Origin of the sequence: Cupriavidus sp. SK-4 (assembly GCF_000611125.1) — a bacterium.
GTDB lineage: Bacteria > Pseudomonadota > Gammaproteobacteria > Burkholderiales > Burkholderiaceae > Cupriavidus > Cupriavidus necator.
On sequence record NZ_JFJW01000032.1, the window covers coordinates 22134 to 48480 of the forward strand.

A 26347-nucleotide genomic window follows, 5' to 3' on the forward strand; every position below is an offset into this window, starting at 1 on the left:
GGTTGGGCGACCTGTCGATACCGTGGATGCCGCGCCGCTCAGCGGATGCCCAGCAGCTTGTGGGTCTGCAGTGACAACCGCCAGCGCGGATGGCGCTGGCAGAACGCCACCGCGGCGGCGGTATTTTCCCTCGCCAGCGGGCCATCCATGGCCTGCACCAGGAAATGGCGGAAATCAAGCTGCTCGTATGCGGCAAAGTCCTGGCCCTCCTGCGGGATCACGACTTTGAGCTCGTCACCACGCGTGACCACCAGTTCCGAGCCCATCTTGGGGCTGACGCAGACCCAGTCGATCCCCGGCGGCACGGCGATGGTGCCGTTGGTTTCGATCGCGATCTCGAAGCCCTGCGCATGCAGCGCGTCGATCAGCGGCGCGTCGAGCTGCAGCAGCGGCTCGCCCCCGGTGCAGACCACCAGCGGCTGGCCGCCGGCGCCCTGCGGCCATTCTGACGCGACCACCGCGGCCAGCTCTTCGGCCGTGCGGTACTTGCCGCCGCGGGTGCCATCGGTGCCGACGAAATCCGTATCGCAGAACTGGCATACCGCGCTGGCGCGGTCGTCTTCACGGCCGCTCCACAGGTTGCAGCCGGCAAAGCGGCAGAACACCGCGGCGCGGCCGGCGTTGGCGCCTTCGCCCTGCAGCGTATAGAAGATTTCCTTGACGGCGTAAGTCATGCGTGGGGGTCTCTCTGGGACCGTTCTGGGACCGTTAACGGGCATTCGGCCGCCCTTGGGCTGGCCGGGGTTTCAATATGTATTGGGCAAAGGCCGGATAACAAGTATCACGGATCCGGGCTCGGGCTCCCGGATCGGCGCCGCATGGCTGGCAGCGCGGGCGGTGTGCACCGGGTTTTCCGTGCAGGGCTCCGGGCACTGCCGGAGGAACCGCCTGTGGCCTGTCGCAGGCTGCGTCCGGCCGGTCCGGACGTATTGCAAGTATACCAGAGGGGTCAGGGTTTTCGCTTAGAGGCTGGCGGGATGCGGTCCCCGCCGCCGGCCAGGCGCGCGGCAAATATCTTCTGCAGATCACCCGGTTTTTCTGCAAAAGGCCGCCATCGGCGCCCCGGTGCTGACCGCGCCGACCGGCGGCTGCCGCCCAAGCTGCTGTTCCACAACGAATAAGCCGGGCTTCGCGTCCGGCTTTTTCCTACTGGCTCCGCTCGGCTTCTTACTTCAGCCCCAGGTAGTCGCGCTTGCCGATCTGCACGCCCTTGTGGCGCAGGATGTCGTAGGCCGTGGTCACGTGGAAGTAGAAATTGGGCAGCGCAAAGCCCAGCAGGTAGGACTTGCCGTCGAACGTCATCGGCCCCTGGCGCAGCTTCAGCTCGATCGTGCGCTGCTCGCTGCCTTCCAGCTGCTCAGGCGAGATCTGCTCCAGGAAGACGATGGTGCGGGCGATGCGGTCCTGCAGTTCGGCAAAGGTGGTTTCGGTATCGGCGAACGACGGCACCTCGATGCCTGCCAGCCGCGCGGCGCAGCCCTTGGCAGCATCGCTGGCGCGCTGCACCTGTGCCGACAGCGCGTCCATGTCGGCGATCAGGCGGGTCTGGATCAGGTCGGCCGGGTCCATGCCCTGCGCCTGGGCGTGGGCCGCGCCCTTGTCCAGGATCGCGGCCAGGTTGCCGAGCGCGCGGATGAACAAGGGAATCGAGACTTCGTACATCGAGAGTGCCATGGGGGATCTCCTGTGCAGGCCTTGGTTGGAAATTTTTGTTGTCGGGGGCCGTCGGGCCGCACCGCTGCCGCGAGCATAGACCGGATCGGCATTTGCTGCCGGACTACCCCTGCACGCACGCGGCAGGCGGCTGGATGTCGCGCAGCACCTTGCCGACCGAGGCCAGGAAGCGGCGCCCCGCCAATGGCAGCGGCGCCAGGCTGGAATGGGTCGCCCAGATTTCCAGGCCGACCGCGGGCAACACTGGCCGCACCGCCAGCGCCGCGCGCATGGCAGGCGTCACGCTCCACGCATCCACCAGCGCCAGCCCCAGGCCCTGCTGCACAAAGGCGCACGCCGTGACCGGGGAATGCACCTCGATGGCGGGCGCGCCGCTGTCGCTGTCGCCGAAGAAGCCGGCCAGCGCACGACCCAGCGGCGTGTCGGGCGGATAGCCGATCCACGCGCTGCCTGCGAAATCCTCCGGCGTCACCACCTCGCGGCCTGCCAGCGGATGGTCCGGCGGCAGCACGCACAGCATCGGCTGGCGCCCGAGCAGCGTGGACGACAGCGTCGGATGCCCCGCCGGCACCATCGACACGCCGACATCGGCCCGACCGCTCAGGAAAATGCCGACCAGTTCGTCGAAGGTGACGCTGCGGTAGTCGATGCGCGTGGGCACGCCGCCCGCGCGCAGCTGCGCCAGCGCGCGCGGCACCAGTTGCTGCGCGAACGCGGCGCTGGCCACCACGCGCAGCGTGCCGGCCCCGTCGCGGCGCAACGCCGCGGCCAGGTCGTTGACGCGTTGTACGCCGCTGTAGACCTGCTCGACCTCGGCAAACAGGCGCCGCGCTTCCGGCGTCGGCAACAGCTTGCCGCGCGCGCGCTCGAACAAGGGGTAGCCGAGCCGGCTTTCGGTCAGCGCCAGCACCCGGCTGACCGCGGGCTGCGACACATGCAGCATGCGTCCGGCCCCGCTGACCGAGCCCGCCAGCATGATGGTCTGGAACACCTCGATCTGGCGCAGGTTGAGCGGCCCGCCCGATGGCGCAGCCACCCCTGCTCCCGAGCGCTCGCCTGCGCCTGCCAATGCGTCCGACCGTCCGCGCTGCCTCATGCCAGGCCTCCGAAAACCCCTCATACCGATAACTCCCGATTATGGCGGCAGCACATTATTCGATGACGGGTTTTAAGGATGCCGATGCTAGTCTGGCCCGCACCCCATCAGTGCAGGAGACAGCATGCTTCGCACCCTCGCCAGCGGGTTCGCCCTGGCCCTTGCCGCCATCACTCTCCCCAGCGCGGCCGCGCCGCCCGCGCCCTGGACCGACAAGCCGGTGACCTTCGTGGTGCCGTCGGCGGCCGGCGGCTCGCCCGACGTGCTGTCGCGGCTGGTGGTCAACCAGGCGTCGCGCGACAGCGGCGTCACCATCGTGATCGACAACCGGCCCGGCGCCGCCGGCAACCTCGGCATCGCCGCGATCCGCCGCGGTGCGCCGGACGGCACCACCATCGGCTTCGGCAATATCAACACGCTGGCGGTAAACCGCTCGCTGTTCCGCAAGCTGCCCTACGATGTGGACCGCGACCTGGTGCCGGTGATCCACCTGCTCAGCCTGTACAACGTGCTGATCGTGCCGGTGAACTCGCCGCTGCACAGCGTGCAGGACCTGATCGCGCGGGCGCATGCGCAGCCCGGCAAGCTGTCGTACGGCGCCTCGGGCGTCGGCACTACCGGCCATATGGGCGGCGAGTTGTTCAAGTCGATGGCGAAGGCCGATGTCGCCTTTATCCCGTACAACGGCGGGCCCGCCGCGCTGCAGGACCTGATGGGCGGCCGGCTCGACTTCATGTTCAGCAATACCTCCGAGGCCATGCCGCTGATCCGCGGCGGCAAGGTGCGGCCGCTGGCGGTCAGCAGCCTGAAACGCCTTGCGCTGCTGCCCGAGGTGCCGACGCTCGACGAGTCCGGGCTGAAGGGCTACGAGACCGTGGCCTGGGGCGGCGTGGTGGCACCGCGCGGCACGCCGGCGCCGGTGATCGACAAGATCAACGCCGCGCTGCAAGCTGCGCTGCAGGCGCCGGACGTGCGCAAGGGCCTGGCGGCGTTGGGCGCCGAGCCCGCCGGCGGCTCGCCCGCGCAGTTCCGGAGGCTGATCGATGCCGAGACCGCCAAATGGCGGGCGCTGATTACGTCGGCCCATATCGAGCAGCTGGACTGAACCATGCCCGCGCAACCAGACATTGCCAGAGGGAAGACCTGAGGGGCTGCGGGAAAGATGGCGCGCCCGCAGCGGGCAACCGGCGACCGGCAACCTGAATTAACATATCCGGTCATCGTACTCGCTATCTTGCGGCCTTATGGCCGCGCCCCACATGAACGCGCCGTTCCCTCTTCGCACGGAATGCCCGCCCGGCGCCTGTATCTGCGGGCGCGAAGCCTTGCTGAGTGACCCCAACGCCGACTTACGCGTGCTGCGGCTCACCCGCGCCGAAGAAAAGCGGCTGGTCGAACGGCTTGAGCGCCTGACCAGCCTGGCTGAATTGCAGCGCATGGAAAGCCTGATGCAGACCCAGCTGGGCATCGTGCTGACCATCACCCCCAGCGCCCGCGGCGTGCGCACGGTGCGCGGCATCAGCATCCAGGTGCAGGAGCAGCCCGGCCTGTGCCGCAAGATCCGCCAGTCGATCCCCGCCGCCATCCGCCGCAGCATGGAAGTGCATCCCGAAATCGCCTATGCGATCGTGGATGCGCATGACCTGCTGGGCGGCATCTGAACGGGACAGCCGTTCAGGCGTTGCTGCCCGCAAGGCGCATCGCGTGCTCGCGGATATCCACCGGCCATGCCTCGATCCGCTGCGCAAAGCCCGACACATCGCCCGCGAACAAGGCCCGCGTGGCTTCCTCGAAGCCGGGCAGATCTCCCGCCATCGCCGCCATGAAGTGGTAGGCCCGTTCGCTGGCGCGGCGGCTGCGGTCCTTGTCCGCGTTGTCCCGGCGCGCCTGCTCGACCAGCTTGCGCAGGGCCACCGATGCCCCGCCTGGCTGGGCCGCCAGCCATTCCCAATGGTGCGGCAGCAGTGTCACCTCGCGCGATACCACGCCAAGCTTCGGGCGCCCTCGGCCCCGGGGCTCGGCCACCTCCGCTGCTTCGTCGTTGTCGCCGGCTGGCTGCCGCAGGGATTCGAGCTGCGCGGCGCGCTCGGCAGTCCGCTCAAGTACGGCGGCCTCCGTCCCGCTCGTATCCAGGTCGATCGAGCGCCCGGTGCTGTCGTCGAAAACCAGCACGGGTCCGCCCGCGCCAGCTTCCAGCGCGCGCTTGAGCGCCAGCGCATTGGCTTGCAGCGAGCCCGTGGCGATACGCCGGTGGCCGTCGAAGGTGGTGTAGTTCGGAAGCGTTGCGTTGGTCATGGGGATGCCCCTGGGAGACGATCTCCAAATATTACCCGGATAAAATAAGATGTCAATATTATCCGGGTATAAATAGAGCCACCGCGCCTTCGGGTCACCAGGGTTCCAGCCTCCACCCATCCGGCGTTGCCGCCAGACGATGGGTCAACCCCAGGCTGGCCATGAACACATCGTCGTGGGACACCACCACCAGTGCGCCCTGATAGCCGCGCAGCATCGTCTCCACCGCCTGCACGGACGGCAGGTCCAGGTGGTTGCTGGGTTCATCGAACAACAGCAGCTGTGCCGGCGGATCGGCATACAAGGTACAAGCCAGCGCGGCCTTCAGGCGCTCGCCGCCGCTGAGCAGGCCGCTGGGTGCGGTGACCTTCTGCGCATCGAGATCCAGCAGCGCCAGCCGCGTGCGCAATGCCGCCTCCCCGGCGGAGTGGTTGGCGGCCAGCATCTGTTCGATAGTTGAGCGCTGCGGCAGCAGGCCGGCCAGTTGCTGGTCGAGGTAGGCGCGCTCAACATGCACCGCGCAGCGGCCGGCAAGCGGCTGCAACTGGCCGGCCAGCAGCTTGAGCAAGGTGGATTTGCCGCAGCCGTTGGGGCCGACGACGCCCACGCGCTGCTGGCCCGTCAGCATCAGGCTGATGCGGCGCGTGGCGGCCGGCACGAACGGCAGATCGACCTCCTCCAGTTCAGCCACGCGGCGTTGCGCGGCCTGGCTGACAGGCAACGCGAGCAATACGATCGCGGCATCGTTCTCCACCTGTTGCGCGGCGTCGTGCACGCGCGCATCGAGCGCTTCGCGCGTGGCGGCCTGCTGCAGGCGCAGCCTGCCCGCCGAGGCCTGGCTGCGCTCCTTCTGCCGGCCCAGCAGGATCCTGGCCTGATTGGCATCGCGCGCCTGCCGGTTGCCACGGGCCTGCCGCCGCTCCTGGCGTTCACGCTGCGCACGCAGCGACTGTTCTTCCCGCTTGCGTTCGAGCTTGCGCTGATCCAGCTGCTGCAAGGCGATCTCTCGCTCCTGCGCCTTGCATTGCGCATAGAACGAATAGCCGCCGCCATAACTGCGCAGTCCGAGCGACGACAGCTCGACCATGCGCGCCATGCCCTCCAGCAACTGCCGGTCATGGCTGACCACCAGCAGGCCGCGCTGCCAGCGTTGCAGTTGCGCGATCAGCGCCAGCCGGTTCGGCCGGTCCAGATGATTGCTGGGTTCGTCGAGGATCAGGAAATCGGCATCCGACAGGAGCGCGCCGATCAGTGCCACGCGCATGGCTTCGCCGCCGCTCAGGGTGCTCGCCGGGGTGTCCGCCTGCAGGTAGCCCAGGCCATTGCGCTCCAGCTCCTGCTGCAGCCGTTGCGGCATGTTCCAGTGCTCGCCGACGTCATCGAAATCTTGTGCCGCGGTGCTGCCGGCCTCAATGCGCTGGAGCGCATCCAGCACCGATTGCACGCCAGCCAGCCCGGCCACCGACGTCTGCACGGCATGCGCGGCCTGCTGGGACAGGTAATGCACGCTGCCCGACCGCACGCAACGCCCCGCGGAGGGCTCCAGCTCCCCGCCCAGGATGCGTGCCAGCACGGACTTGCCGATACCGTTGCGCCCGACCAGGCCGGTGGGACGACCGTCGAATTGCTCGGACAGTTCAGAGAAGAGCGTCCGGCCGTCGGGCAGGACGTAGGAAACGCTTTCCAGCGTCAGATTGGGATTTGACATGCGGGATTCCAGGGATGCCAGGAACTCCCCCTGCTTGGGGGCGGTGGAGACTGGCCGTCATGCAGACGGCGGCATCAATGGCGCATGGCTTGAATCCTCCGCGGATGGGGTTTGAATCGGCGAGGCATGGGCACGCATGCCTGAGCACGCCGCCCCGCCCTACTCTCTGACTCGATCCAGATTATAAGTTCACCGGATCGGTAGCCAGCAGGTGATTGGTGAACGCCGCCTTGGTCTCGCACCGCCACGTCGCCCAAAGCTTGCAGCCGTTCGGGTTGTTCGTGCCCCGGTCCAGTTCGATCGCAAGCCAGTTCCTGGCCGGCATCACGTACCGGTTGGATCCGGGAAAGAGCATCATTTCCGCGGACAGGTTGACATCAAGCGCCTGCTTCGACTGGGCGACGTTGTTCAGCACATGGAAGAACAGACGCTCCATGACCCCGACCAGCGAGGGATGCACCACGGCAGTACTGGTCAGCTGCTGTATCTGCGCCCAGTTGTCCTTCGGCCCCACGTCTTTCCTGTAGGCGACACCCCAGGCCGCGACATGGACATCGCCTGAGATGATCGTCACCCGCAGCTGCTTCTGGCTGGCGGTCTTGAGCAAGGTCTCTACCAGGCGCTTCCTCTCGCCCTCGTGATCGTCGTGGGTCCAGTGGTCCTTGAGGTCATCGGCACTGCTGTCGAGCACGTGATCCTGGCCAAAGTTGTCCAGGAAGGCTTCAGCCAGCGACAGCTTGGGATGGACCACCGGCACGGAGGACAGCAGCAGCAGATGCTGGCAATTGATGCCGCCAGGGTTGGCGGCATGTCCCGATTCGATCCCCGACAGCCACCGCTGCAGTGCGCCCCAGGTACCGGGTCCAAGCACCTGTTCCTGGGATCGTTCGGTCCTCAGGTCGGCAACGATCAGACTGACGGGGCCAGCCGAATGCGTGAACGTGAAGCCCGGCTGCTCGTCCAGCAACGGCAGCGCAAGCTTGTCGCCGGACAGCACCTGAGACCACTTGACCGGTTCGAACAATGGATCGTCAGACCGGACCCTGACGTCGGTGCGCGGCACCAGGTCGGGAAGCTGTTCGACCGCATGCTGCATCTGGAAGACCCAGAATGCCCGGCGCGCATGGAAGAACAGCCGCTGGAACAACGGGCTGCGCTGCATCTCGGGGCTATAGGAACCCCAGCCGTCGAAGATGTCATGGTCATCCCACATCATCACCGCGGGGATCCGTGCCATGGCCTGGGCAGCATCGAGCGGCTTGTCTGCGCTACCCCACCCTGACCTTGCATGAGGCAGCCAGCGCTCGCTGTAGAGCCTGAAATAGTAGTCCTCGATTTCTTTCTCGAGGTCAGCGTCCACCGGGTACTGCAGCTGCTCCTCCCGCGTCAACCCGATCCAGCGCTTCAGCAGCTTGATGTCTTCCCAGATCGAATCGAAGTAGATCTGGTCGCCGCCCATCAGCATCAGATGGAAGCGCTGATTGCCCTGGTCATGGGTACGCGCCTCGTGCCAGAGCTGCTCCTTGTCCAGCTCATAGCCTGCCGGACGGATTTCCTTGTCGTGGTTGCACAGCAAGTCCGCCCATACCGCATTCTCGGCCTTGACCAGCTTGCGCATGCCGCCCGGGTCGGAGAATCCGTTGCACGAAACATAGGCCATGCGCGGCGCGTAGCCCTTGCCGGGCACGGTAAAGTGCCACGCCTCCCCGACACCTTCGATGCTGTACGGTACCCGCCGTTCGTTCTTGCGCAGCTTGCAGGACAAGTCGTAGCGCAGATAGGTGCGGCCCGCATGCTGCAGCAGGATCACCGGCTTGCCGGCCTTGCGGCCTTCCACGGTGACCTGAGGAACCCTGGCTTGATCTTCTATGCCAACGAGCGCCGTCACCTTCCATGAGCCATCCGTTCCGAGGCCACGAAACGACAGCACGGGTCCGAGCATTAGCTTGCTCATTGTGATGGTCTCCCTTTGGTCACCTTTTGTTATTCGCTCGCGGGCTGCGCTGGCGAGATCGCCGCGAATGGCCTAGCGCCGGCAATGGGACGCCTGGCCATCTATGCCGGGGACATAAGGTGAACGAAGAGAGAATGCGCGTCAAGCGCCACCTGCTGATTGCACGAGGGGCCTTTGCCTCAGGCACCCCGCCCAGTGAGCCGCGCCAACGTCTGTTCCAGCTCGCGACGATCCGCCTGCCGCTTGGCTGGCGAGCGCTGGGCCAGGTTATGCAACTTGCGCCGTATGCCCGGCAACTCAACTGCGTGAGGAAGCCCGATGAGCCCGAAATCCGGCTTCTCATCCTCCACGGATCCAAGAAACGCACGGGATGGCTCATCCAGCCACGCCGCCACTCGCGCCAGCAGGCGCTCGCGGCTTTCCAGCAGCACTTCCGCACTGACCGGCTCGGCAGTCATCCCTTTGAAATGCGCGTCGAACGTTGCCGCGAAATCCGCCGGCGCGCGAGGGGCCAGCATCTCCCAGGCAGGTTTGGGGCTGCAAGTCAGGTACACCAGGAAAGTCCGCCAAAGCCTCTCATCCGCACGTTCGTCCTCCAGCAGCAGACTGACATCAAACAGATCGCGCGGATGCTGCCTCGACAACGCTGCGGCCAGCTTGCCGGCATAAAGATCGGCGAAATCAAGCACCTGCACGGAGGCGAAGCCAAAAGCCTCCTCCACCTTCGGCCTGACCACCATGCTGCGCACCGGATGCACTGTGCCGCGCATGACCGGTGTTGTCTCGACCTGCACGCGCGCGCGGCCACGGCTGGCCACCAATCGCGTCACCGACCGCGTACCCTCGCCCGCCGACGACTGCACCTGCAGTTGCAGCGGGCGTGCGCGCAGTGCATCGGCCAGTTGCTCCAATGCCGCAGCAATCGAGGCCGCATCCTCGGCGAAGTCATGCACGGGCAACCAGGCCAGGTCGATATCCACCGACAACCGCGGAAGGTCATGCTCGAACAGGTTGATCGCAGTGCCCCCTTTAAGTGCGAAGCGCGGCTCTTTCGCCAGGACCGGCAGGATCTCGACCAGCAATTGCACCCGGTCGGTATAGCGCTTATCCCAGATGCTCATCCAGGTCTCCAGGCAAAGTAATCTGGTAGGTCGGATGCAGGCGTCCACCGGGCACCAGCGCGCGCTTGCCCCGGCCCAGATCGACGCCATCGAGTGGCACATGCGCCAGCCATGCATGCCGGTGGCGTTCGGCCAGCGCCAGGAACAGGCGCTTGGCCTTGATGCTGCGGCAATGGCGCAGCATCATGGCGACCCGTTGCGGCCGCAGCGTCGTCATCGCCTGCATCAGCGCATCGGCCTCATAGACCAGGGCCGCATTTGCCACGCCATCGCACAGTTCCAGCATGGCCCGCTCCGGCGTGGAACAGGCCAGGGCATCGGTGCCTGGGCTGACCTCGTACCATGTCAATCCCTGATCGAGCAACGCCTTTTCCGGCAGCTCGGGCATGAAGTGCAACGCAGTCAGGTCGAAAGGCCCCTTGCCGTGAAACTCGAAGTGTTCGTTCAATGGCAGCTTGCCCACCCAGCCTGGCAGCCGTTGTGGCCCGTAAAGCGTGATCGTGCCCGCTTCGCCCAGGCGCAGGTAGTGCTCATGCCCCTGCATGGCCAGCGCAAAGCGCCCACCGACGTGCACAGCCAATGCCTCGTTGGCCTGAAGGGTATGGACCACGCCTTGCCACTGCAGGCGCCCGCCCTGCCTCATGTAGACACCACGCGCTGGCGAAACCAGCCAGCCACTGGCCACATAGCGTGCGACAAGGCTGTTGGAATACCCATGCGCGCGCAGCCATCGGCTGGATACCAAGGTGGTATCACCAAGCCTTGCCAGGAGCTGGTTTAGTTTTCCGTGATTTTGATCACTCATGGTGTTCAAAATACATGCTTGACAAACCCCTGCCAACGGAAGGTTTAGCTCGATGCCGATTTGAGCACTATCAGTGTTCTTTTTACAACAATTATAAACCAGTGTCGTTGTGCCTTGTCAGCCACCATGGCCAAAATCAAGCAGCACCTTGCAGCATTCGCCCGGATTGCCCTCGGCCAGTGCAAACGCGCCGGCAACATCGCGAAAATCGACGTGGTGCGTGACAATTTGCCCCGGATTGACCAGGCCTTTCGCGATCCAGTCAATCACCGTCGGGAACATCGCGCAGTTCAGCCGCGAGGCATACAAAGTCAGCTCCTTCTTGGTGAGTTCCTGCTGCGGGATCGCCGATGGCGTTGCCGAAAAGCCCAATACACCGATACGCCCGGCCGGTGCCGCAATGCGCACGGCCTCCTCCAGGATGGCCGGATGGCATACGGCATCGAAGATCAGTGTCGGACCGCCTTGCACGCCTCGCGCCGCCAGCGCCTGTTCGAGGGGCTCGCGCGCGGTGTTGATGACTTCGTCCTCACCGGCACCGCATTGCCGCGCGAGCGCCAGGCGCTCGTCGAGGCGATCCGTGATGAAGGCGCGGATGCCATGGACGCGCTTGAGAACCTGCATCAGGTTGAGCCCGACCGGCCCCGCGCCATAGATCAATGCCACATCCTGCGCAAGCACGCCGGTGCGGTGCGTGACATTGGCAGCCACGGCAAACGGCTCGATCACCGAAGCGCTGGCAACGGATTGTGACCGCGGAAGATATGCAGGTCGGAACCGCAGATGCCGGCATAGCGCACGCGTACGCGCACCTCGCCAGCAGCGGGCTCCGGCATTGGCCGCTCGCACACGGCCATGCTGTTGGGTTCTTCGACAACAATGCTAAGCATCGGAAACTCCGGCTACCAGTGCCACATCGAGCCATCCGCCAGCCGTGCGACCGGCAGATAGGCACGTTCGTAGGGATACTTTGCGGCCAGCGCTTCGTCGATATCGACCCCGAGACCCGGCACCTCATCCATGACCAGATAGCCGTCTTCGAAGCGGTAGTTGTGCGGAAAGACCGCATCAGTCAGTTCGCTATGCGGCATCAGCTCCTGGATGCCGAAGTTGGGCGCCCACAGCCCGAAGTTGACCGCGGCCGCCATGCACACCGGCGACAGGTCGGTCGCCCCATGGAACCCAGTACGCACCTGGTACATGGCCGCGAAGTCCGCGATGCGCCGCACGTGGGTGATGCCGCCTGCGTGCACGATGGTGGCGCGGATGTAGTCGACCAGTTGCTCGCTGATCAGCGTCTTGCAGTCCCAGACCGAGTTGAAGACTTCCCCCACCGCCAGCGGCGTCGTGGTGTGCTGGCGGATCAGCCGGAACGCCTCCTGGTTCTCTGCCGGCGTGGCGTCTTCCAGACAGAACAGGCTGAAGGGTTCAAGTTCCTTGCCGAGCCGCGCAGCCTCGATCGGCGTCAGGCGATGGTGGGCGTCGTGCAGCAGGTGGGGCCCGAAACCCACGGCGTCGCGCACCTTGCGGAACAGTTCAGGCGTATGGCGCAGCCCGCGTACCTGCTGATGGGCGGCTCGGCCATCGCATTGCTTGGGCTACTGCGCGTCAGGGAAACCGCGCGCGAGGCGCTGCGGTAATGCAACACCGGCCTGGAGCGACCCGACATGCATGACACTACTGTTGCGCTGCCCGGCTGGGCAGCCAGCCCCGCCACCGCGCGCGCCGCCATCCGCAGCGGTGCCTGGCGTGGCCACACTGCCGGCATGGCGCCCGGCCGCGTGCAGGGCAACCTCATGATCCTGCCACGCCAATGGGCCGAAGATTTCCTCGGCTACTGCCGTGCCAATCCCGTGCCCTGCCCGCTGATCGGCATGACCGAGCCAGGCTCGCCGCTGGTGCCGGCGCTGGGCGAGGATATCGACCTGCGCACCGACCTGCCGCGCTACCGGGTCTGGCGCGATGGCAAGCTGGCCGGAGAGTGCGGCGACATTGGCGCATTGTGGCGCGACGACTTTGTCGGCTTCGTGCTGGGCTGCTCGCTGTCCTTCGAAGATGCGCTCCAGCGCGCCGGGCTGGCGGTGCGGCATGTCGATGAAGGCAAGGTGGTGCCGATGTACCGCACCAGCATCGAAACCACGCCGGTGGGGCCATTCCGCGGACCGATGGTGGTGTCGATGCGCCCCTATACGCCGGCACAGGCCGCGCGCGCCAGCGAGATCTGCGCCGCGCTGCCGGCAGCGCATGGCAAACCGGTGCACGCCGGCGATCCGTCAGCGATCGGCATTGCAGACGTCAACCGTCCCGACGAAGGCGAGCCCACCGCCATCCTGCCAGGCGAGATCCCGGTATTCTGGGGCTGCGGCGTGACGCCTCAGGCCGCGGCCGTGCAGGCGCGGCTGCCGCTGTGCATCACGCATGCGCCCGGCTACATGCTGGTGGGCGACGTGGCGATCGAGGACGTCACGCTTACGCCGTAGGCATCCTCGACAACGTGAGCGCAGCCACGATGGTGCTCACGATGATCTCCATCGGCGTGCCCGGTCCGAGAATCTCCTGCACGCCGCACTGGCGCAGCAAGCGCCTGTGGTCTGCCGGAACAATGCCGCCGACGAAGACCGGCACATCGAGCGCGCGCTGCCGCAAGGCGTGTAGCAGCGCCGGCAGCAACTCCAGGTGCGCGCCGCCAAGCGTGGAGATGCCGATGGCATCGAAGTCGCCATCGCAGGCGGCAGATGCAACCGCCTCGGCGGACTGGAACAGCGGCGTCAGTTCGACCACGAACCCGGCATCCGCAAGCCCGGCCGCCACCGCTTTCGCACCGCGGTCGTGGCCGTCCTGGCCGAGCTTGGCCACGAGGATCCGGGGCGCGCGGCCGAGCCGCTCGCGCAGCGCACTGACGCACTCGCAGGCGGCCAGCCATTCCGTGTTGCCGGCGCGGGCCGTGCCGTACAGCGCAGCGTCGTAGGACGCCCGGACCGTATGGCGCGGCCACACCTGGAGCAGCGCCCGGGTACATTCCCCGACCGTGGCGCGGCAACGCATGGCGTCTATCGCACAGGCCAGCAGGTTGGGGCCGCCGTGCCTGGCGGCCTCGGTCAGCGCCGCCAGCGCATGCCTGGCCGCGGCGTCATCGCGGCGGCTGCGCAGCGCGTCCAGGCGGCGTGCCTGTTGCACGCGCACCTGGGTACCGTCGATCTCCAGGCATTCCTGGCCATTGTCGTCGGGCTCCTGGTAGCGGTTGACACCCACCACGACCTCTTCCTGCGCATCGAGCCGAGCCTGCGTCCGCAGCGCGGCCTGGTGGATGCGCCGCTGCACCCAGCCGGATTCAAGGGCCGCCAGGATGCCGCCCTCGGCGTCGATCTGCGCCAGCACCACACGAGCCTCCGTCACCATGCGGCCGGTCAGCGACTCGATCAGGTAGGAGCCCGCCCACGGGTCCGCCACCTCGCACAGGCCAAACTCATGCTGCAGGATCAGCTGCGTATCGCGGGCCAGCCGCGAGGCCTGCGCGCCCGGCAATGCCAATGCCTCGTCAAAGCCGTTGGTATGCAGCGACTGCGTACCGCCAAAGATCGCGGCCATCGCCTCGACCGTGGTGCGCGCGATATTGTTGAGCGGCTGCTGCGCGGCGAGCGTCCAGCCCGAAGTCTGGCAATGCATGCGCATCGCCGTGGCGCGCGCGCTGGTGCCACCCAGCTCGCACACGATGTCGTGCCACAGCAGCCGCGCGGCGCGCAGCTTGGCGATCTCGACGAAGAATGGCTTGCCGACGCCGAAGAAGAAGCTCAGTCCGCCGCAGAACGCGTCGACATCAAGGCCGCGCTCGCGCAGCCGGCCGACATAGGTCCTGGCATTGGCCAGTGTCAGCGCCAGTTCCAGCACCGGATCGGCGCCCGCTTCCTGGAAGTGATAGCCCGAGATCGACATGCCGTTGAACTTCGGCGCATGCGCGGCCAGCCATTCGACCACGTCGGTGGCGATGCGCAGCGACGGCTGCGGCGCATGGATCCAGGTGTTCCGGACCATGAACTCCTTGAGGATGTCGTTCTGGATGGTGCCGCGCAGCTGTTCGAACGGGACGCCCGATTCCTCGGCCGCGACCAGGAACGCTGCCAGTACTGGCAGCACCGCACCACTCATGGTCATCGATACCGACACGCGGTCGAGCGCAATGCCATCGAACAGGCGCCGCATATCGTCGACCGTGTCGATGGCCACGCCGGCCATGCCGACATCGGCCTGCGCCTGACGGTCGTCGGAATCGTAGCCGCGATGGGTCGGCAGGTCGAAGGCTACCGACAAGCCCTGCGCGCCCTGCTTCAAGGCCTCACGATAGGCGAGGTTCGACGTTGCGGCGTCGCCGTATCCCCCGTACTGGCGGATGGTCCAAGGCCTGCCGCGGTACATGGTGGGATAGGGGCCGCGAACGAACGGGGCCTCGCCGGGCATGCCGCCCAGGTGGCCAAGGCCAGTCAGGTCGTCGGGCCCGTAAACCGGCTTCAGCTCCAGGGCGCCTGCCGGGTCGTCCCGTTTCGCGTTCAACGTTGCCTCCAGCGTTTCTGCGTGACCACATCGGCGATCTTCTCGCCGTCGCGGCTGCGCCGGATCTCACACCAGTGCGTCAATCCCTCCTCGTCCTCGCGCAGCGCGGAAAAGGTCAGCTCCAGCGACTCGCCGACATTGACGTTGCCATGGAAGAACAGGTCCCGCGCGAACACCGTGGGCGGATCCGCGTCGCGGCGCCATTGCCATTCCGCGCGATCGACCATGGCCTGGAAGCTGGCGAAGTACAGCAGGTCGGCGCCATTGAAGTCGTTGCAGGGGCACGGCAGGTATTCGGCCGCGTAACAGACGCGATGCCGGGCCTGATCGAGCCCGAGATGCGTGCCCCAATCCCCGCAGCGAAACCGCCGTGCCAGCAGCGACAGTTCCGCCGCCTGTGCCGACGGGCCGGCGCCCGCCCACTGCGCGGCCACGGTTGGCATGGTGCGCACGACCGAGCGGTTGTCCCGCTCACGCGTGCGGCGGATGAAGGTGGACAGCATCGTCACGCTGGCGCGGCGGTCCCCCTGCATGTCGACCACATGTTCGCTGAGGTGCTTCACGCCGCCCGCTGGCACGATGCGCGAGCCGATGCTGAACTCGGCGTGCTCGCCGACCGCTTGCGGCGCGGCATCGCGCACGCGGATCGCGGTGAACGCCGCATACACCGGATTGCCCTCGGCATCCCGGAAGTCCGGCTCCGCCAGGCCGACGCCGGCGGCCAGCAGGCGCCAGTGCAGGTCGCCGCAGGTCTTCAGCAGCCAGTTCTCTGACAGGCCGGTGTATGCCAACTGGGGCATGCCGGCGACATGGCGCGAGACAAGGGCTTCCATGTCAGGCGGCCAGCGCGGTGTCGCTCTCGCCCGCGGCAATCAAACCGGCGAGGTACTCGGCGTCGCGCGCGATGCCGGAGAATCGCCCCGATCCCCAGGTGTGCAGCCAGGGCAGTCCGAGGAAGTAGAGGCCAGCGTGGGCGGTCACGCCGCGTTCGTGGCCGGGATAACCGCGGCCGTTGAACACCGGCACTTCGAGCCAGCTGAAGTCCGGTCGGAAGCCGATGCACCAGATGATCGAACCAATGCCGGCTGCCTGGGGATCGAGTTCCGTGCGCTCGGCCGGCGGCGTCCATACGGGCGCATAGACGCTCGGCGGCGGCGCCTCGATGCCTCGCTCCGCGATGAACTTGTCGATGCTCGCGTTGATGCGGTTGTAGGTCGCATCGGCGTCGTCCAGGCTGCGACGCAGGTCCGGCGCAAAACGCAGTCGGCCGTCGAGGTAGTCGTCGAGCACGCCGTAGAGCTCCATGCCCTCAGTGGCAAACCTGCGCAGGTCGATATCACGCCCGCCGTCGCGGCCGGTGACATAGTGATTGGTGTTGTCGCGCACGCCCTCGCGCAGCGGGTGCTCGGTGACCGGCAGGTCGTAGTACTTCATGTCCGCGAGCCAGTCCACGACGTCCCGCCCGCGATAGAAGCGCGCGCAGCGCGGCGCCTCGCCGACGGCCAGATACACCTTGCGGCCGGCCAGGTGCAGGTCTTCCGCAATCTGCGCGCCCGACTGGCCCGAGCCGACCACAAGCACCGCACCGTCGGGCAGCGACTCGGGATTCCTGTATTCGGACGATTGCAGCTGCCGGATCGACGCCGGCAGGCGCTCGGCCATGCGCGGCACGATCGGCGTGTGATAACCGCCCGAAGCCACCACCACCTGGTCCGCGGTGAATGCACCCTGGCTCGTCACCACGAAAAATCCCCCCTGCGCGCGCGCCTTCACTTGCCGCACCTCGGTATGCTCGAGCACCGGCGCGCCGACGGTCCGGATAAAGCCATCGAGATAGGCCGTGATCTCGTCCTTCTTCATGAAGCCGTGCGGATCGTCACCCTGGTAGGGATAGCCCGGCAGCGCGCATTGCCAGTTCGGCGTCACCAGGCAGAACGCATCCCAGCGTTGCGTGCGCCAGGTGTGCGTGACGGTGTGCTTCTCGATGAGCAGATGGTCGATGCCGGCCTGCTTCAGGAAGTAGCTCATCGATAGTCCGGCCTGGCCGCCGCCGACAATGATGACGCCGTAGTGCCTGGGTTCTGCGGCCAGGCCCGGATTGGTGTTGATGACGTGGGACATGTTGGATCCTTTAAGGCGAGGAATTTGAAGAACGGCTAGCTGCCAAAGCCGAGAAACCGGACGGTGGCGCCGTCCTGGCCCCGGAACCGCTGCGCGGCGATTTCCAGGATGCGGAGCTGGTCCATTGCGGAGGAGCAGGCGTAGCCATACCTGGCACGCACCCGCTCGGAAGCGGCGCCCAGCGCGGTACGCGCCCGCTCGACGAACTCGTCCAGCGGATACGCCGCGCCTTCGACAAAGTGCTCCGTGACGACGGAGGATGGGGAATAGCAGGCCATCTCGGTCTGGTCAGGCCAGCGGATGCGGAAATGGGTAACCGGCATGGCAGTTCTCAGGTTGGGGAATCGATCGGCGTGGCCAGGCGCGTCGGCAGGATGAACCCTGCCTCGCGCAAGTCCCACAACGTGGCCCGTTCGCCGGCGTGCGTGAGCGTGGCGACACGGGAATCGTCGATGGCGCCGATCTGGGCGCAGGCAATGCCGCGATCGAGGAAGCGGCGTTCGACCGCCTGCGCATCGTCGTCATCGACGGCCAGCAGGAAGCCATAGCTGGGGAATGCCGTCAGCCATCGCTCCAGCGGCACGCCATCGGGCCGCGGAATGCGCTCCAGCGCGATGCTGGCGCCCACCCCGGAGCATTCGAGCAGCATCAGCGCGGTGCCGAGCGCACCCGCCATGCTGATGTCCTTGGCCGCGGCGCAAAGGCCGTCTTCGGCCAGCACCGGCAAGAGTTCTAGATCCGCGCGCAGTCGTTCGCCCGGTGCGCCCGTCGAGGCGTTCCAGAACGGGTACGGCTCCGCGAACGCGCCGCGCAGGTCCACTGCCATCAACAGGCGCTGGCCGGGACGCGCGGCGAAGCTCGACAGCAGCTTGCGCGCCCGGCCAACGATCGCCACGGCAAGCTGGCTTTCCTCGCTGCGCGCGTTGCTGTGACCGCCGACGATCGGCACGCCATAAGCGGCAGACGCCGCTGCCATGCCCTTGAGCACTTCGGCGGCGTCGGCGGCGCCATGGCTCCATAGCGCATCGACCACGGCCGTCGGCCTGCCGCCCATCGCATAGATATCGCTGATGTTGACCATGACCGCGCTGTAGCCGGCGAACCACGGCATGGTGCGGATGAAATCGCTGACGAGTCCTTCGATGGCGAACAGCAGGTAGCCGTCGCCATCCCGCCATGCCGCGCAGTCGTCGCCGACATCGACAGCCATGGCCGCGTTGCGTCCGGTGGCCGCGGCGCCGAGTGGCGACAGCATGGCCGGGATATCGGTCTTATGCGCAAAACCGCGGCTGCTGCGCAGGGTACGTACGAGATCGTCGAGGTTCATCGCACGGCCCTGCCTTCGGTGATCAGGCCCGCGTGCGGGGTATGGCAAGGCGGGTAATGGTTCAGGTCTGCCTGCATCAGGTGGTGAGGCCGCCCGAGCAGCGTCTCCTCTGCCAGGACGTGCCAATGCAAGCGCCTGAACAAGGGCACGTTCTGGCTCTGCACGTGCGCAAGGAAGCGACGGCAGCCGATCGCGTGGGCGCTGCTCACCGCCAGGCGGATCAGCGTCGCGCCGATCTTGCCCTGGCTGCGGTATGCCGCATCCACCGCCAGGCGCGAGCCGAACCACACGCCCGGCTCGCTTTCATGGATGCGAACGGTGCCGACCACGGTGCCGGGACGGCCCGGCAACTCCGGCTCGAACCGCACCGCCACCAGCAGTTGCGCCACGTCGTCCACCGCGTCCCGGTCGTCGCCCGCGAAGATGCCCTGCTCCCCGCAGAACACGGCCTGGCGCAGGCGATAGGCCTGCTCCGCCTCCCAGGCGTGCTCCGCCCAGCGGATGCAGAACATCGGGATGCCCGGCACCTCGACGCAGAGATCGCTTTTCATGATGTCGCTCCGTCGGTCGCCAGTGCCGCCTCGCGCTCGTAGGTGGCCAGCGACGAGCACGCGCCGCACTTGCCGCAACCCGCCTTGATATCGGACGAGCGCATGCCGGCGGCGCTCAGCATGGCGCCGAGCGGCTGCAGGATCGACTGCATGAAGGCCGGCGAGGGCGCCGGGTGGTCCTCCAGCGGCGTGCCGGAGATCGGCACGAAAGGCACCACGAACGGATACACCCCGAGTTCGATCAGCTCGCGCGAGATCGACAGGATGGCTTCCGCGGTATCGCCGAGTCCCGCGAGGATGTAGGTGCTGACCTGCCCCCTGCCGAACACGGCGACAGCGGCTCTGAAGGCTTCCATGTAGCGGCTCGGCGGCACCGCCGCCTTGCCCGGCATGATGCGCTCGCGCAGCGCCGGCGTGACGACCTCGAGGTGCATGCCGAGCGTGTCGATGCCGGCGGCCTTCATGCGCTCAAACCAGCGGTCGTCGTCGGGCGGCTCGCACTGCGCCTGGATCGGCAGGTCGACCGCGGCCTTGATGGCGAAGGCGCTCTCGCAAAGAATGGCCGCGCCCCGGTCCGGCGTCGGCGGCGTGCCGGTGGTCAGCACCATATGCCTGACGCCGTCGAGTAGCACCGCGGCGCGCGCCACCTCGGCCAGTTGCTCCGGCGTCTTGCGCGCGATCGTGCGGCCCGCCGCCAGCGACTGGCCGATCGAGCAGAACTTGCAGGTCTTCTTGCGGCTCTCGTAGCGGATGCAAGTCTGCAGCACCGTGGTGGCCAGCACATCGGCGCCATGCAGCGTGGCGATATGCGAGTACGGGATACCCTCCAGGGTCTGCAGCGCATGGAAGCGCGGCGCCTTCGGAAAGCTGATGCTGGCAATCGGGATGGTGCCGCGCATCAGTGCGCTGCGCCCCGCTCCGTCGGGCGCCTGCGCCACGAACGGCGAGTGCCACGCGGTACTGGTATGCACCGGCACCATGATGGTCACGCCGTCGATGGTGACCGCCTTGTGATCGGACGGACCCGCCCCGCCGCGCCGGCTGGCTGCGCCGGCATTCGGGTCTTCCAGGCGCAGCCCGACGGACTGCAGCTCAGTCATCAATTGCCGGCTCGAAGCCGGCACGCTCGCGCTGGATGTCATCGTGGATACTCCCATGGAAGTTGGAGAAGACGCCTGCCATCGGCACTGCCGTCGCCGCCGGCCGCTCATTAATGGCCAGGCTTAGCAGTTCCGGGCGCGCGTAGTGGCCCACCGAATCCATCATTCGCTTGCGCTTGGTGATGAGCGACATGTCGAGGTCGGCAATGACCATGCCCTCGCCCTCGCGCAGCGGCGGCGCCAGGTGCTGTCCCTCCGGCGAGATGATTGCGGTGTTGCAGCCGCCGCGCAGCGCCTTCTGCAGCACCGGATCGGTGGTCACGGAGGCGATCTGCGCTTCGGTCAGCCAGCCGGTGGCGTTGACGACGAAGCAGCCGGATTCCAGCGCGTGATGCCGGATGGTGACTTCGATCTGCTCGGCAAAGATCGGCCCGACCAGCGAGCCCGGGAACTGGCTGCAGTGGATTTCCTCGTGCTGGGTCATCAGCGCATAGCGGGCCAGCGGGTTGTAGTGCTCCCAGCACGCCAGCGCGCCGACGCGTCCGATCGCGGTGTCCGCGACCTTCAGGCCGGCCGCATCGCCCTGCCCCCAGATCATCCGTTCGTGGAAGGTGGGCGTGATCTTGCGGCGCTTGACCGCGAGATTGCCCTCGGTGTCGAAGATAAGCTGCGTGTTGTACAGGCTGCCGTGGTCGCGCTCGTTCACGCCGAGCACCACGACCATGCCGTGCCGGCGTGCGCGCCCGGCGACGGCATCGGTAACCGGGCCGGGCACCACCACGGCCTGCTCGTACAGCCGCATGTGGTCGCTGCCGGAGTGCACCGGCGGCCGTACGAAGGAGAAGTACGGGTAGTACGGCACGAAGGTCTCCGGGAAGACGATCAGCTGCACGCCTTTCCCGGCGGCCTCGTCGATCGCCTCGCAGACCTTGGCCAGCGTGCCTGCGCCGCTCTCGAGGTCGGGCGCGATCTGGACCGCGGCCGCGCGCACAATGCGTTTCTGTGACATGGTGGCACCTGCCCTTTTGCTCAGACCGTCCAGGTGTCGATGATCAGCGCGTTCTCCTTGCGGTGCAGCAGCTTGAGGTCGAGCACATCGAGCGGATTGATCGGGCGGATGCCCTCGATCAGCGAGGCCTCCCCATGGCCGTACAGGGCCTGCAGGGCGAAGCGGCAGGCGTAAACCTTGCCGCCCTCTTCCATGAACTTGGTGAGCTGCTTGTTGAAGTTCATATGCCCGGGGAATGCCTCGTCGCCAAGCGTCGGGAAGCCGCGCTGAACGCCAAGGTTGACGCCGGGGCCGTACAGCAGGATCGAAGTCTCGAAGCCCTTGCGCAGCAGGCGCGTGGCCTGCAGCATGTTGACGAAGCCGATCGAGCCTTCGAAGGCGACGGTATGGAAGGTCACCAGCGCCTTCTCGTCGGCTTCGGCCTTTACGTCCTCGAATACCTTCTCTTCATAGTCGACCAGGAAATCGCCCTTCTTGTGGGCCGGTTTGCTGACAGCAGGCATGCTTCTCTCCGTTGCGTTGATGGGGCTGTGCGGCCGATCGATCCCTTGCCGATCGACCGTTCGGCGCCAGGCCGAACACGCCAACATCCGCAACCGATGTGCCACGCAATGCCCGCAGTCATGCGATCAATCTCCAATCAAGCCGAAGCCGACCAAATGATCGGCCCAATGATCGCAACGGCTTTGGCCATGGATGCCACCAAAGGCGCACAGCGCACGCCATGACGGCTTCGCCACAATGCACGTTTTTGAACGGGAACCAGCCGCCCGGGTGCGCACGCGTGGTGCATGAGCGCTGATATCGCACCATCATTGAGAAGTTCATATGCAATCGCTTGCGCGGCTTGGTGAGCGATCATTCGGGTGCTACCCTCAGGGCACTGAATTCCATCGCATCGCGCAGCGGGAGACCACGGTGTCCAACCTGACCAGCCATTGGGTAAAACGTATCGCCGGCAGTGCCAAGCCTGCCTATCTGCTGATTCCGGACCTGATCGAGGAGGCGCTGGCCGACGGCCAGCTGCGCGCGCGCGACCGGCTGCCGCCGCTGCGCGACCTGGCCGAAGCGCTGCAACTGAACTACACCACCGTGGCGCGCGGCTACAGCGAAGCGAGGAAGCGGGGATTGATCGACACCAAGACAGGAAGTGGCACTTACGTGCGCGGACGTGCGCCCGCGATGCCGCTGCGCGGCGGCACGGGTGCGGAGATGACCATGAACATGCCGCCGGAGCCGCCGGCGATGACAGCGCGGCTTCGTGCCGCCATGGCGCAACTGCTGGAGGCTGCCGATCCCTACACGCTGCTGCGCTACCAGGACTTCGGCGGAACCCCGGCCGATCGCTCGGTCGCCGCGAAATGGCTGCGCCGCTGGGTGCCGGCGTGCAGCGCGGACACCGTGCTGGTCACGCCCGGCATCCACAGCGCGCTGGTCGCACTGCTGTCGCAGCTCGCGCGCCCGGCGCAAACCATCTGTGCCGACACGCTGGCCTACCCCGGCATCAAGGCCATCGCCGCGCAGCTCAGTATCCAGCTACAGGCGCTGCCCGGTGACGAGGATGGCCCGTTCGCCCACGCCTTCGAAGCCATGTGCAAGGCACAGAAGCCAGCGGCGCTCTATTGCAACCCGACCATCCAGAACCCGAGCACGCGCACCATGCCGCAGGCACGCCGCGAGCAGCTCGCCGAAGTCGCGCTGCGCTACAGCGTGCCGATCATCGAGGACGATGCCTACGGCATGCTGCCGCTGCGGGCACCGCAGACGTTTGCCGCGCTCGCCCCGGAACTCACGTATTACGTCACCGGCTTGTCCAAATGCCTGGGCGCCGGGCTGCGGATCGCGTTCCTGCACGCCCCCACCGCCCGGCAGGCGCAGCGCCTGGCTGGCACCCTGCGGGCAACGACGGTGATGGCGAGCCCCATCAACACATTGCTCGCTACATCCTGGATCAAGGACGGAACGGTGGACGACATGCTCAAGGCCATCCGCGCCGAAAGCGCGGCGCGGCAGTTGATTGCGCGCCATGTGCTCGAGGGCCTGGCCTATGACGCGGACCCGGAGGGCTTTCACCTGTGGCTGCCGATCCCGGCGGCTTCAGCGTGGAGCCCGTCGGAACTGGCATTGCACCTGCGCTCGCGCGGCATCGGCGCGGTATCGGCCGCCGCCTTCTCGACCGACGGCAACCCGCCCGATGCGATTCGTGTCTGCCTGGGTGGCCCGGGCGAGCGCGATGAGATCGAGGAGTCGCTGCGGATCATCGCGGAAACGCTCGACAATCCGCATCACTTGCATTCGGCGATGCTGTAGCCGGGGGGCTCCCCTTGATTCCCGCGCAGCTTTCCGCCGTTTGGCGCACTGCGCAGCCTGGCCCGGCGGGCGCCGGCGTTCAGGGCGCTATCCCTTGAACGAGTCGGTCGCGGCTTCGTCGATCAACGACGCAACCTCGGCTGGCTTCGAAGCCAGCGAAGCATGGCTTGCCGCCAGAGTAATGACCTTCCGGGGATTGAGCCGGGCCGACATCTTCAGCTGGTTTTCGGGGGCGATCATTCTGTCTTCGCTGGAAATCTGGTACCAGGACGGCTTCTTTTTCCAGGCCGGCGTCGTGATGACGTCGCCGAAGGTGCTTGCAAGCGGCGCCTTCTGCGTCACCGCCATCACCAGCGCGTCGTCGGGCGAAAGATCCTGGCAGAAGCTCTCATGGAACTTATCGGACTTGAGCCACAAGTAGCCGTCGCTGTCGGGTTCGAGATTGGGAGCCGCAACCGGAAGATGCTGCTGCGTAATGCCACCGGGGCTCTCCCCCGCATCTGGCGCAAACGCCGCGATATACACAAGCCCCACCACATTGGGCTGGTCACCCGCCTGGGTAATCACCGCACCACCGTACGAATGCCCCACCAGGAGGACCGGCCCATTCTGCTGGGCAATCATCTTGCGGGTACGCTCGACATCGTCAGCAAGCGATGTCAGCGGCATTTCAACGGCGTGGACGTTCGTATACCCCTTTCGCGCCAGTTCAACGATGACTTTTCCCCAATGCGCGGCACCTCCCCAGAAACCGTGCACCAGAATGATCGAGGGCTTGTTCATGATCTGACTCCTATCTGCCAATGAAAGCTGTAAGCCGAACAATGCAACACGCTGCAGCCCCTCGGCGGTTGGACTGCGCTCCAATCGATTCCACCCAGAAGCTGGCTCATCAGCCCTGATCCCCGCCGCCAACTGGCAAGACCGTGCCGGTAATGTACGATGCCTCGTCCGATGCGAGAAACAGGATGGCATGGACCTGCTCGTCGATCGTGCCATAGCGGTGCATCAGGCTCGAGGCCCTGGTCTGGTCGACGATGGCCTGGTACCAGATGGCCTCCTGTTCGCTCTGCGCTGCCATGTTGCGCGGAATCCTGCGCGGCGGTGCCTCGGTGCCGCCGGTCGCCACGGCGTTGACGCGCACGCCTTCGTGCGCATGCTCGAAGGCGAGGCTGGCCGTCAGTGCGTTGACGCCGCCCTTGGCCGCCGCGTAGGGCACGCGGTGGATGCTGCGCGTGGCAATCGACGACACGTTGACGATGACGCCTTGCCGGCGCGCGACCATGCCGGGCAGCACCGCCCGGCAGCACCACAGCGTGGGGAACAGCGAGCGCCGGATCTCGGCTTCGATCTGGTCCTCCTCATAGGCCTGGAAGGGCTTGGCCCAGATTGTGCCGCCCACGTTGTTGACGAGGATGTCGATGGGGCCGAAGGCTGCTTCGGCCGCCTGCGCCATTTGTGTGGCGCCGGCATAGCGCTCCAGGTCGGCGTGCACTGCGATGGCCTGCCCGCCTGCTGCAACGATCTGCGCCGCGACTTCATCGACCAGTGCCGAGCGGTCGACCAGCGCCACCGAGGCGCCCTCGGCGGCGGCGGCCAGTGCGACGCCGCGGCCGATGCCTTGCGCGGCCCCGGTCACGATCATGGCTTTGCCGGCAAAGCGTGTAGCAGTTCTCATGTTGTCGTGCTCCTCGCTCATGCCGCGTTGCTGGCCGAGAACTTCTCATAGTAGAAGCCGGCGGGCGTGATGCCGCTCTGCTGCAGCCAGCCGCGCACGGCCTCCACCATCGCCACGGGGCCACACAGGTAGATGTCGACATCGCCGCCGTTGAGCCATTCCGGCTCCACATGGGCTGTGACATAGCCCTTGCGGGGGTGGTTGCTGGCAGCGTCGGCGACGCAGGTACGGTATTCGAAGCCGGGCAAGGCACCCTGGGCCGCATCGATCCGCGACAGCGCCACCAGGTCGATGTCGTTGGTGACCCCGTAGACCATGCGCACCGGCTGCGCACAGCCGCTGGCGGCCAGCACATCGAGCATCGACAGGAAGGGGGCGATGCCGGTGCCGCCGGCCAGGAACAGCACCGGCCGCGCCACCTCGCGCAGGTAGAAGCTGCCGTAGGGGCCCGAAAACGCTACGCGCTCGCCTGATCTGGCCTGGCTGGTCAGCCACGTGCTCATCCGGCCTTCCGGCACGTTGCGCACCACGAAGCCGGTGCGCGCGCTGCCGGGCGCGGAGCTGAAGGAGTATGAGCGCATCTGGCCGGTGCCCGGGATCTCGACATTGACATACTGGCCGGGCAGGAAGTCCAGGCCGGCGGCCTCGTCCAGGTCGATGGCAAAGCCAATGGTCGAATCGGAGAGCTGTTCCAGCTCGGCCAGCGTCCCCTGGTAAGTGGTGACGCCGGTCTTGCACGCGGCCGAAGAGGCGGGCACGCGAATCACGCAGTCCGAACGCGGACGGGTCTGGCAGGCCAGCACGTAGCCTTCGGCAGCTTCCTCCGCGGTCAGTGCATCCTCGATATAGCTTGACGCCGGCAGGTCATAGCTGCCCGACTCGCACAGCCCGCGGCAGGTGCCACAGGCGCCGTCGCGGCAGTCCAGCGGGATATTGATCTGCTGCCGGTAGGCGGCATCGGACAGGGTCTCGTTCTCGCCGCAGGTAATGAAGCGGGTGACGCCGTCCTCGAATTGCAGGGCGATGGTGTGTTCCATGGCGCGTTCCTCC

At 66.6% G+C, this 26347-nt stretch carries 24 protein-coding genes and 2 pseudogenes; 4 read left to right on the forward strand and 22 right to left on the reverse strand.

Annotated features, from left to right (window positions below; genetic code table 11):
* Positions 1–38: 38 nt before the first annotated feature.
* The 3 genes from queE to CF68_RS06625 form a co-directional block, all read right to left on the reverse strand.
* Complete coding sequence (gene queE / locus CF68_RS06615) at positions 39–674, reverse strand: 7-carboxy-7-deazaguanine synthase (RefSeq protein ID WP_035816887.1); 636 nt, start codon at positions 672–674, stop codon at positions 39–41.
* Positions 675–1167: 493 nt separating this feature from the next.
* The gene (locus tag CF68_RS06620) at positions 1168–1674 is read right to left on the reverse strand and encodes a DUF1993 family protein (RefSeq protein ID WP_035816889.1); all 507 of its coding nucleotides are present in this window, start codon (positions 1672–1674) and stop codon (positions 1168–1170) included.
* 103 nt (positions 1675–1777) lie between these two features.
* Positions 1778–2770 carry a LysR substrate-binding domain-containing protein gene (locus tag CF68_RS06625; protein WP_235205685.1) on the reverse strand — a complete coding sequence of 331 codons (993 nt, stop codon included), beginning with the start codon at positions 2768–2770 and terminating at the stop codon, positions 1778–1780.
* A 124-nt stretch (positions 2771–2894) separates the two neighbouring features.
* On the opposite strand from CF68_RS06625, the gene CF68_RS06630 reads away from it, so the two are divergent.
* Both CF68_RS06630 and CF68_RS06635 read left to right on the forward strand, forming a co-directional pair.
* Positions 2895–3875 carry a tripartite tricarboxylate transporter substrate binding protein gene (locus CF68_RS06630; protein ID WP_035816892.1) on the forward strand — a complete coding sequence of 327 codons (981 nt, stop codon included), beginning with the start codon at positions 2895–2897 and terminating at the stop codon, positions 3873–3875.
* A 154-nt stretch (positions 3876–4029) separates the two neighbouring features.
* Positions 4030–4431 (forward strand): hypothetical protein, encoded by a 402-nt coding sequence (locus CF68_RS06635; protein WP_035816932.1) that lies wholly within the window; start codon positions 4030–4032, stop codon positions 4429–4431.
* A 13-nt stretch (positions 4432–4444) separates the two neighbouring features.
* Here the strand turns inward: CF68_RS06635 and CF68_RS06640 are convergent, their stop codons facing one another.
* The 7 genes and pseudogenes from CF68_RS06640 to CF68_RS06670 all read right to left on the reverse strand — a co-directional run.
* The gene (locus tag CF68_RS06640) at positions 4445–5065 is read right to left on the reverse strand and encodes a DUF2239 family protein (protein ID WP_035816893.1); all 621 of its coding nucleotides are present in this window, start codon (positions 5063–5065) and stop codon (positions 4445–4447) included.
* A 94-nt stretch (positions 5066–5159) separates the two neighbouring features.
* Positions 5160–6773, reverse strand: coding sequence for an ABC-F family ATP-binding cassette domain-containing protein (locus tag CF68_RS06645; RefSeq protein WP_035816894.1), 1614 nt, complete (start codon positions 6771–6773; stop codon positions 5160–5162).
* A 181-nt stretch (positions 6774–6954) separates the two neighbouring features.
* Positions 6955–8727: an alkaline phosphatase family protein gene (locus CF68_RS06650; protein WP_035816896.1), complete on the reverse strand. Its 1773-nt coding sequence runs from the start codon at positions 8725–8727 to the stop codon at positions 6955–6957.
* 179 nt (positions 8728–8906) lie between these two features.
* On the reverse strand, positions 8907–9848 hold the full coding sequence (locus CF68_RS06655; protein ID WP_235205686.1) for a nucleotidyl transferase AbiEii/AbiGii toxin family protein: 942 nt from the start codon (positions 9846–9848) through the stop codon (positions 8907–8909).
* A complete protein-coding gene (locus CF68_RS06660) occupies positions 9832–10653 on the reverse strand; it encodes a type IV toxin-antitoxin system AbiEi family antitoxin domain-containing protein (protein WP_035816898.1) in 822 nt (273 codons plus the stop codon). The genes CF68_RS06655 and CF68_RS06660 overlap by 17 nt, the downstream gene beginning before the upstream one ends.
* Before the next feature lie 117 nt (positions 10654–10770).
* Positions 10771–11543 (reverse strand): annotated as a pseudogene (locus tag CF68_RS06665) (zinc-binding dehydrogenase).
* Between the two features lie 12 nt (positions 11544–11555).
* A pseudogene (locus tag CF68_RS06670) lies at positions 11556–12206 on the reverse strand (enolase C-terminal domain-like protein); the annotation flags it as partial.
* A gap of 114 nt (positions 12207–12320) precedes the next feature.
* Here CF68_RS06670 and CF68_RS06675 point away from each other — a divergent pair.
* Positions 12321–13133: a putative hydro-lyase gene (locus CF68_RS06675; RefSeq protein ID WP_035816900.1), complete on the forward strand. Its 813-nt coding sequence runs from the start codon at positions 12321–12323 to the stop codon at positions 13131–13133.
* Here CF68_RS06675 and scpA read toward each other — a convergent pair.
* Genes scpA through CF68_RS06720 form a run of 9 tightly spaced genes read right to left on the reverse strand, consistent with a single transcriptional unit; the run spans position 13123 to position 21812 of the window.
* Positions 13123–15201, reverse strand: coding sequence for a methylmalonyl-CoA mutase (gene scpA / locus CF68_RS06680; RefSeq protein ID WP_051591432.1), 2079 nt, complete (start codon positions 15199–15201; stop codon positions 13123–13125). The two genes, CF68_RS06675 and scpA, sit on opposite strands and share 11 nt — an antisense overlap.
* Complete coding sequence (locus CF68_RS06685; RefSeq protein WP_035816904.1) at positions 15198–16034, reverse strand: Pnap_2097 family protein; 837 nt, start codon at positions 16032–16034, stop codon at positions 15198–15200. Before CF68_RS06685 ends, scpA begins: the two co-directional genes overlap by 4 nt.
* A gap of 1 nt (position 16035) precedes the next feature.
* Positions 16036–17322 (reverse strand): MSMEG_0569 family flavin-dependent oxidoreductase, encoded by a 1287-nt coding sequence (locus CF68_RS06690; protein WP_035816906.1) that lies wholly within the window; start codon positions 17320–17322, stop codon positions 16036–16038.
* Positions 17323–17357: 35 nt separating this feature from the next.
* A complete protein-coding gene (locus CF68_RS06695) occupies positions 17358–17645 on the reverse strand; it encodes an MSMEG_0570 family nitrogen starvation response protein (RefSeq protein WP_035816908.1) in 288 nt (95 codons plus the stop codon).
* An 8-nt stretch (positions 17646–17653) separates the two neighbouring features.
* Positions 17654–18649 (reverse strand): sll0787 family AIR synthase-like protein, encoded by a 996-nt coding sequence (locus CF68_RS06700; RefSeq protein ID WP_035816909.1) that lies wholly within the window; start codon positions 18647–18649, stop codon positions 17654–17656.
* Positions 18646–19200, reverse strand: a complete 555-nt coding sequence (locus tag CF68_RS06705) for an MSMEG_0567/Sll0786 family nitrogen starvation N-acetyltransferase (protein WP_035816910.1) — start codon at positions 19198–19200, stop codon at positions 18646–18648. The genes CF68_RS06700 and CF68_RS06705 overlap by 4 nt, the downstream gene beginning before the upstream one ends.
* Positions 19197–20300 carry an MSMEG_0568 family radical SAM protein gene (locus CF68_RS06710; RefSeq protein WP_369798854.1) on the reverse strand — a complete coding sequence of 368 codons (1104 nt, stop codon included), beginning with the start codon at positions 20298–20300 and terminating at the stop codon, positions 19197–19199. Before CF68_RS06710 ends, CF68_RS06705 begins: the two co-directional genes overlap by 4 nt.
* The gene (locus tag CF68_RS06715; RefSeq protein ID WP_035816912.1) at positions 20293–21309 is read right to left on the reverse strand and encodes a Nit6803 family nitrilase; all 1017 of its coding nucleotides are present in this window, start codon (positions 21307–21309) and stop codon (positions 20293–20295) included. Before CF68_RS06715 ends, CF68_RS06710 begins: the two co-directional genes overlap by 8 nt.
* Before the next feature lie 20 nt (positions 21310–21329).
* Positions 21330–21812, reverse strand: a complete 483-nt coding sequence (locus CF68_RS06720) for an MSMEG_0572/Sll0783 family nitrogen starvation response protein (RefSeq protein ID WP_035816913.1) — start codon at positions 21810–21812, stop codon at positions 21330–21332.
* Positions 21813–22227: 415 nt separating this feature from the next.
* Here CF68_RS06720 and CF68_RS06725 point away from each other — a divergent pair, with 415 nt between their 5' ends.
* Positions 22228–23619, forward strand: coding sequence for a PLP-dependent aminotransferase family protein (locus CF68_RS06725; RefSeq protein ID WP_035816938.1), 1392 nt, complete (start codon positions 22228–22230; stop codon positions 23617–23619).
* 87 nt (positions 23620–23706) lie between these two features.
* Here CF68_RS06725 and CF68_RS06730 read toward each other — a convergent pair whose 3' ends face one another.
* The 3 genes from CF68_RS06730 to benC form a co-directional block, all read right to left on the reverse strand.
* The gene (locus tag CF68_RS06730) at positions 23707–24402 is read right to left on the reverse strand and encodes an alpha/beta hydrolase (protein ID WP_200872530.1); all 696 of its coding nucleotides are present in this window, start codon (positions 24400–24402) and stop codon (positions 23707–23709) included.
* A gap of 109 nt (positions 24403–24511) precedes the next feature.
* On the reverse strand, positions 24512–25297 hold the full coding sequence (locus CF68_RS06735; RefSeq protein ID WP_035816941.1) for a 1,6-dihydroxycyclohexa-2,4-diene-1-carboxylate dehydrogenase: 786 nt from the start codon (positions 25295–25297) through the stop codon (positions 24512–24514).
* Between the two features lie 17 nt (positions 25298–25314).
* Positions 25315–26334 (reverse strand): benzoate 1,2-dioxygenase electron transfer component BenC, encoded by a 1020-nt coding sequence (benC, locus tag CF68_RS06740; RefSeq protein WP_035816914.1) that lies wholly within the window; start codon positions 26332–26334, stop codon positions 25315–25317.
* Positions 26335–26347 lie beyond the last annotated feature (13 nt).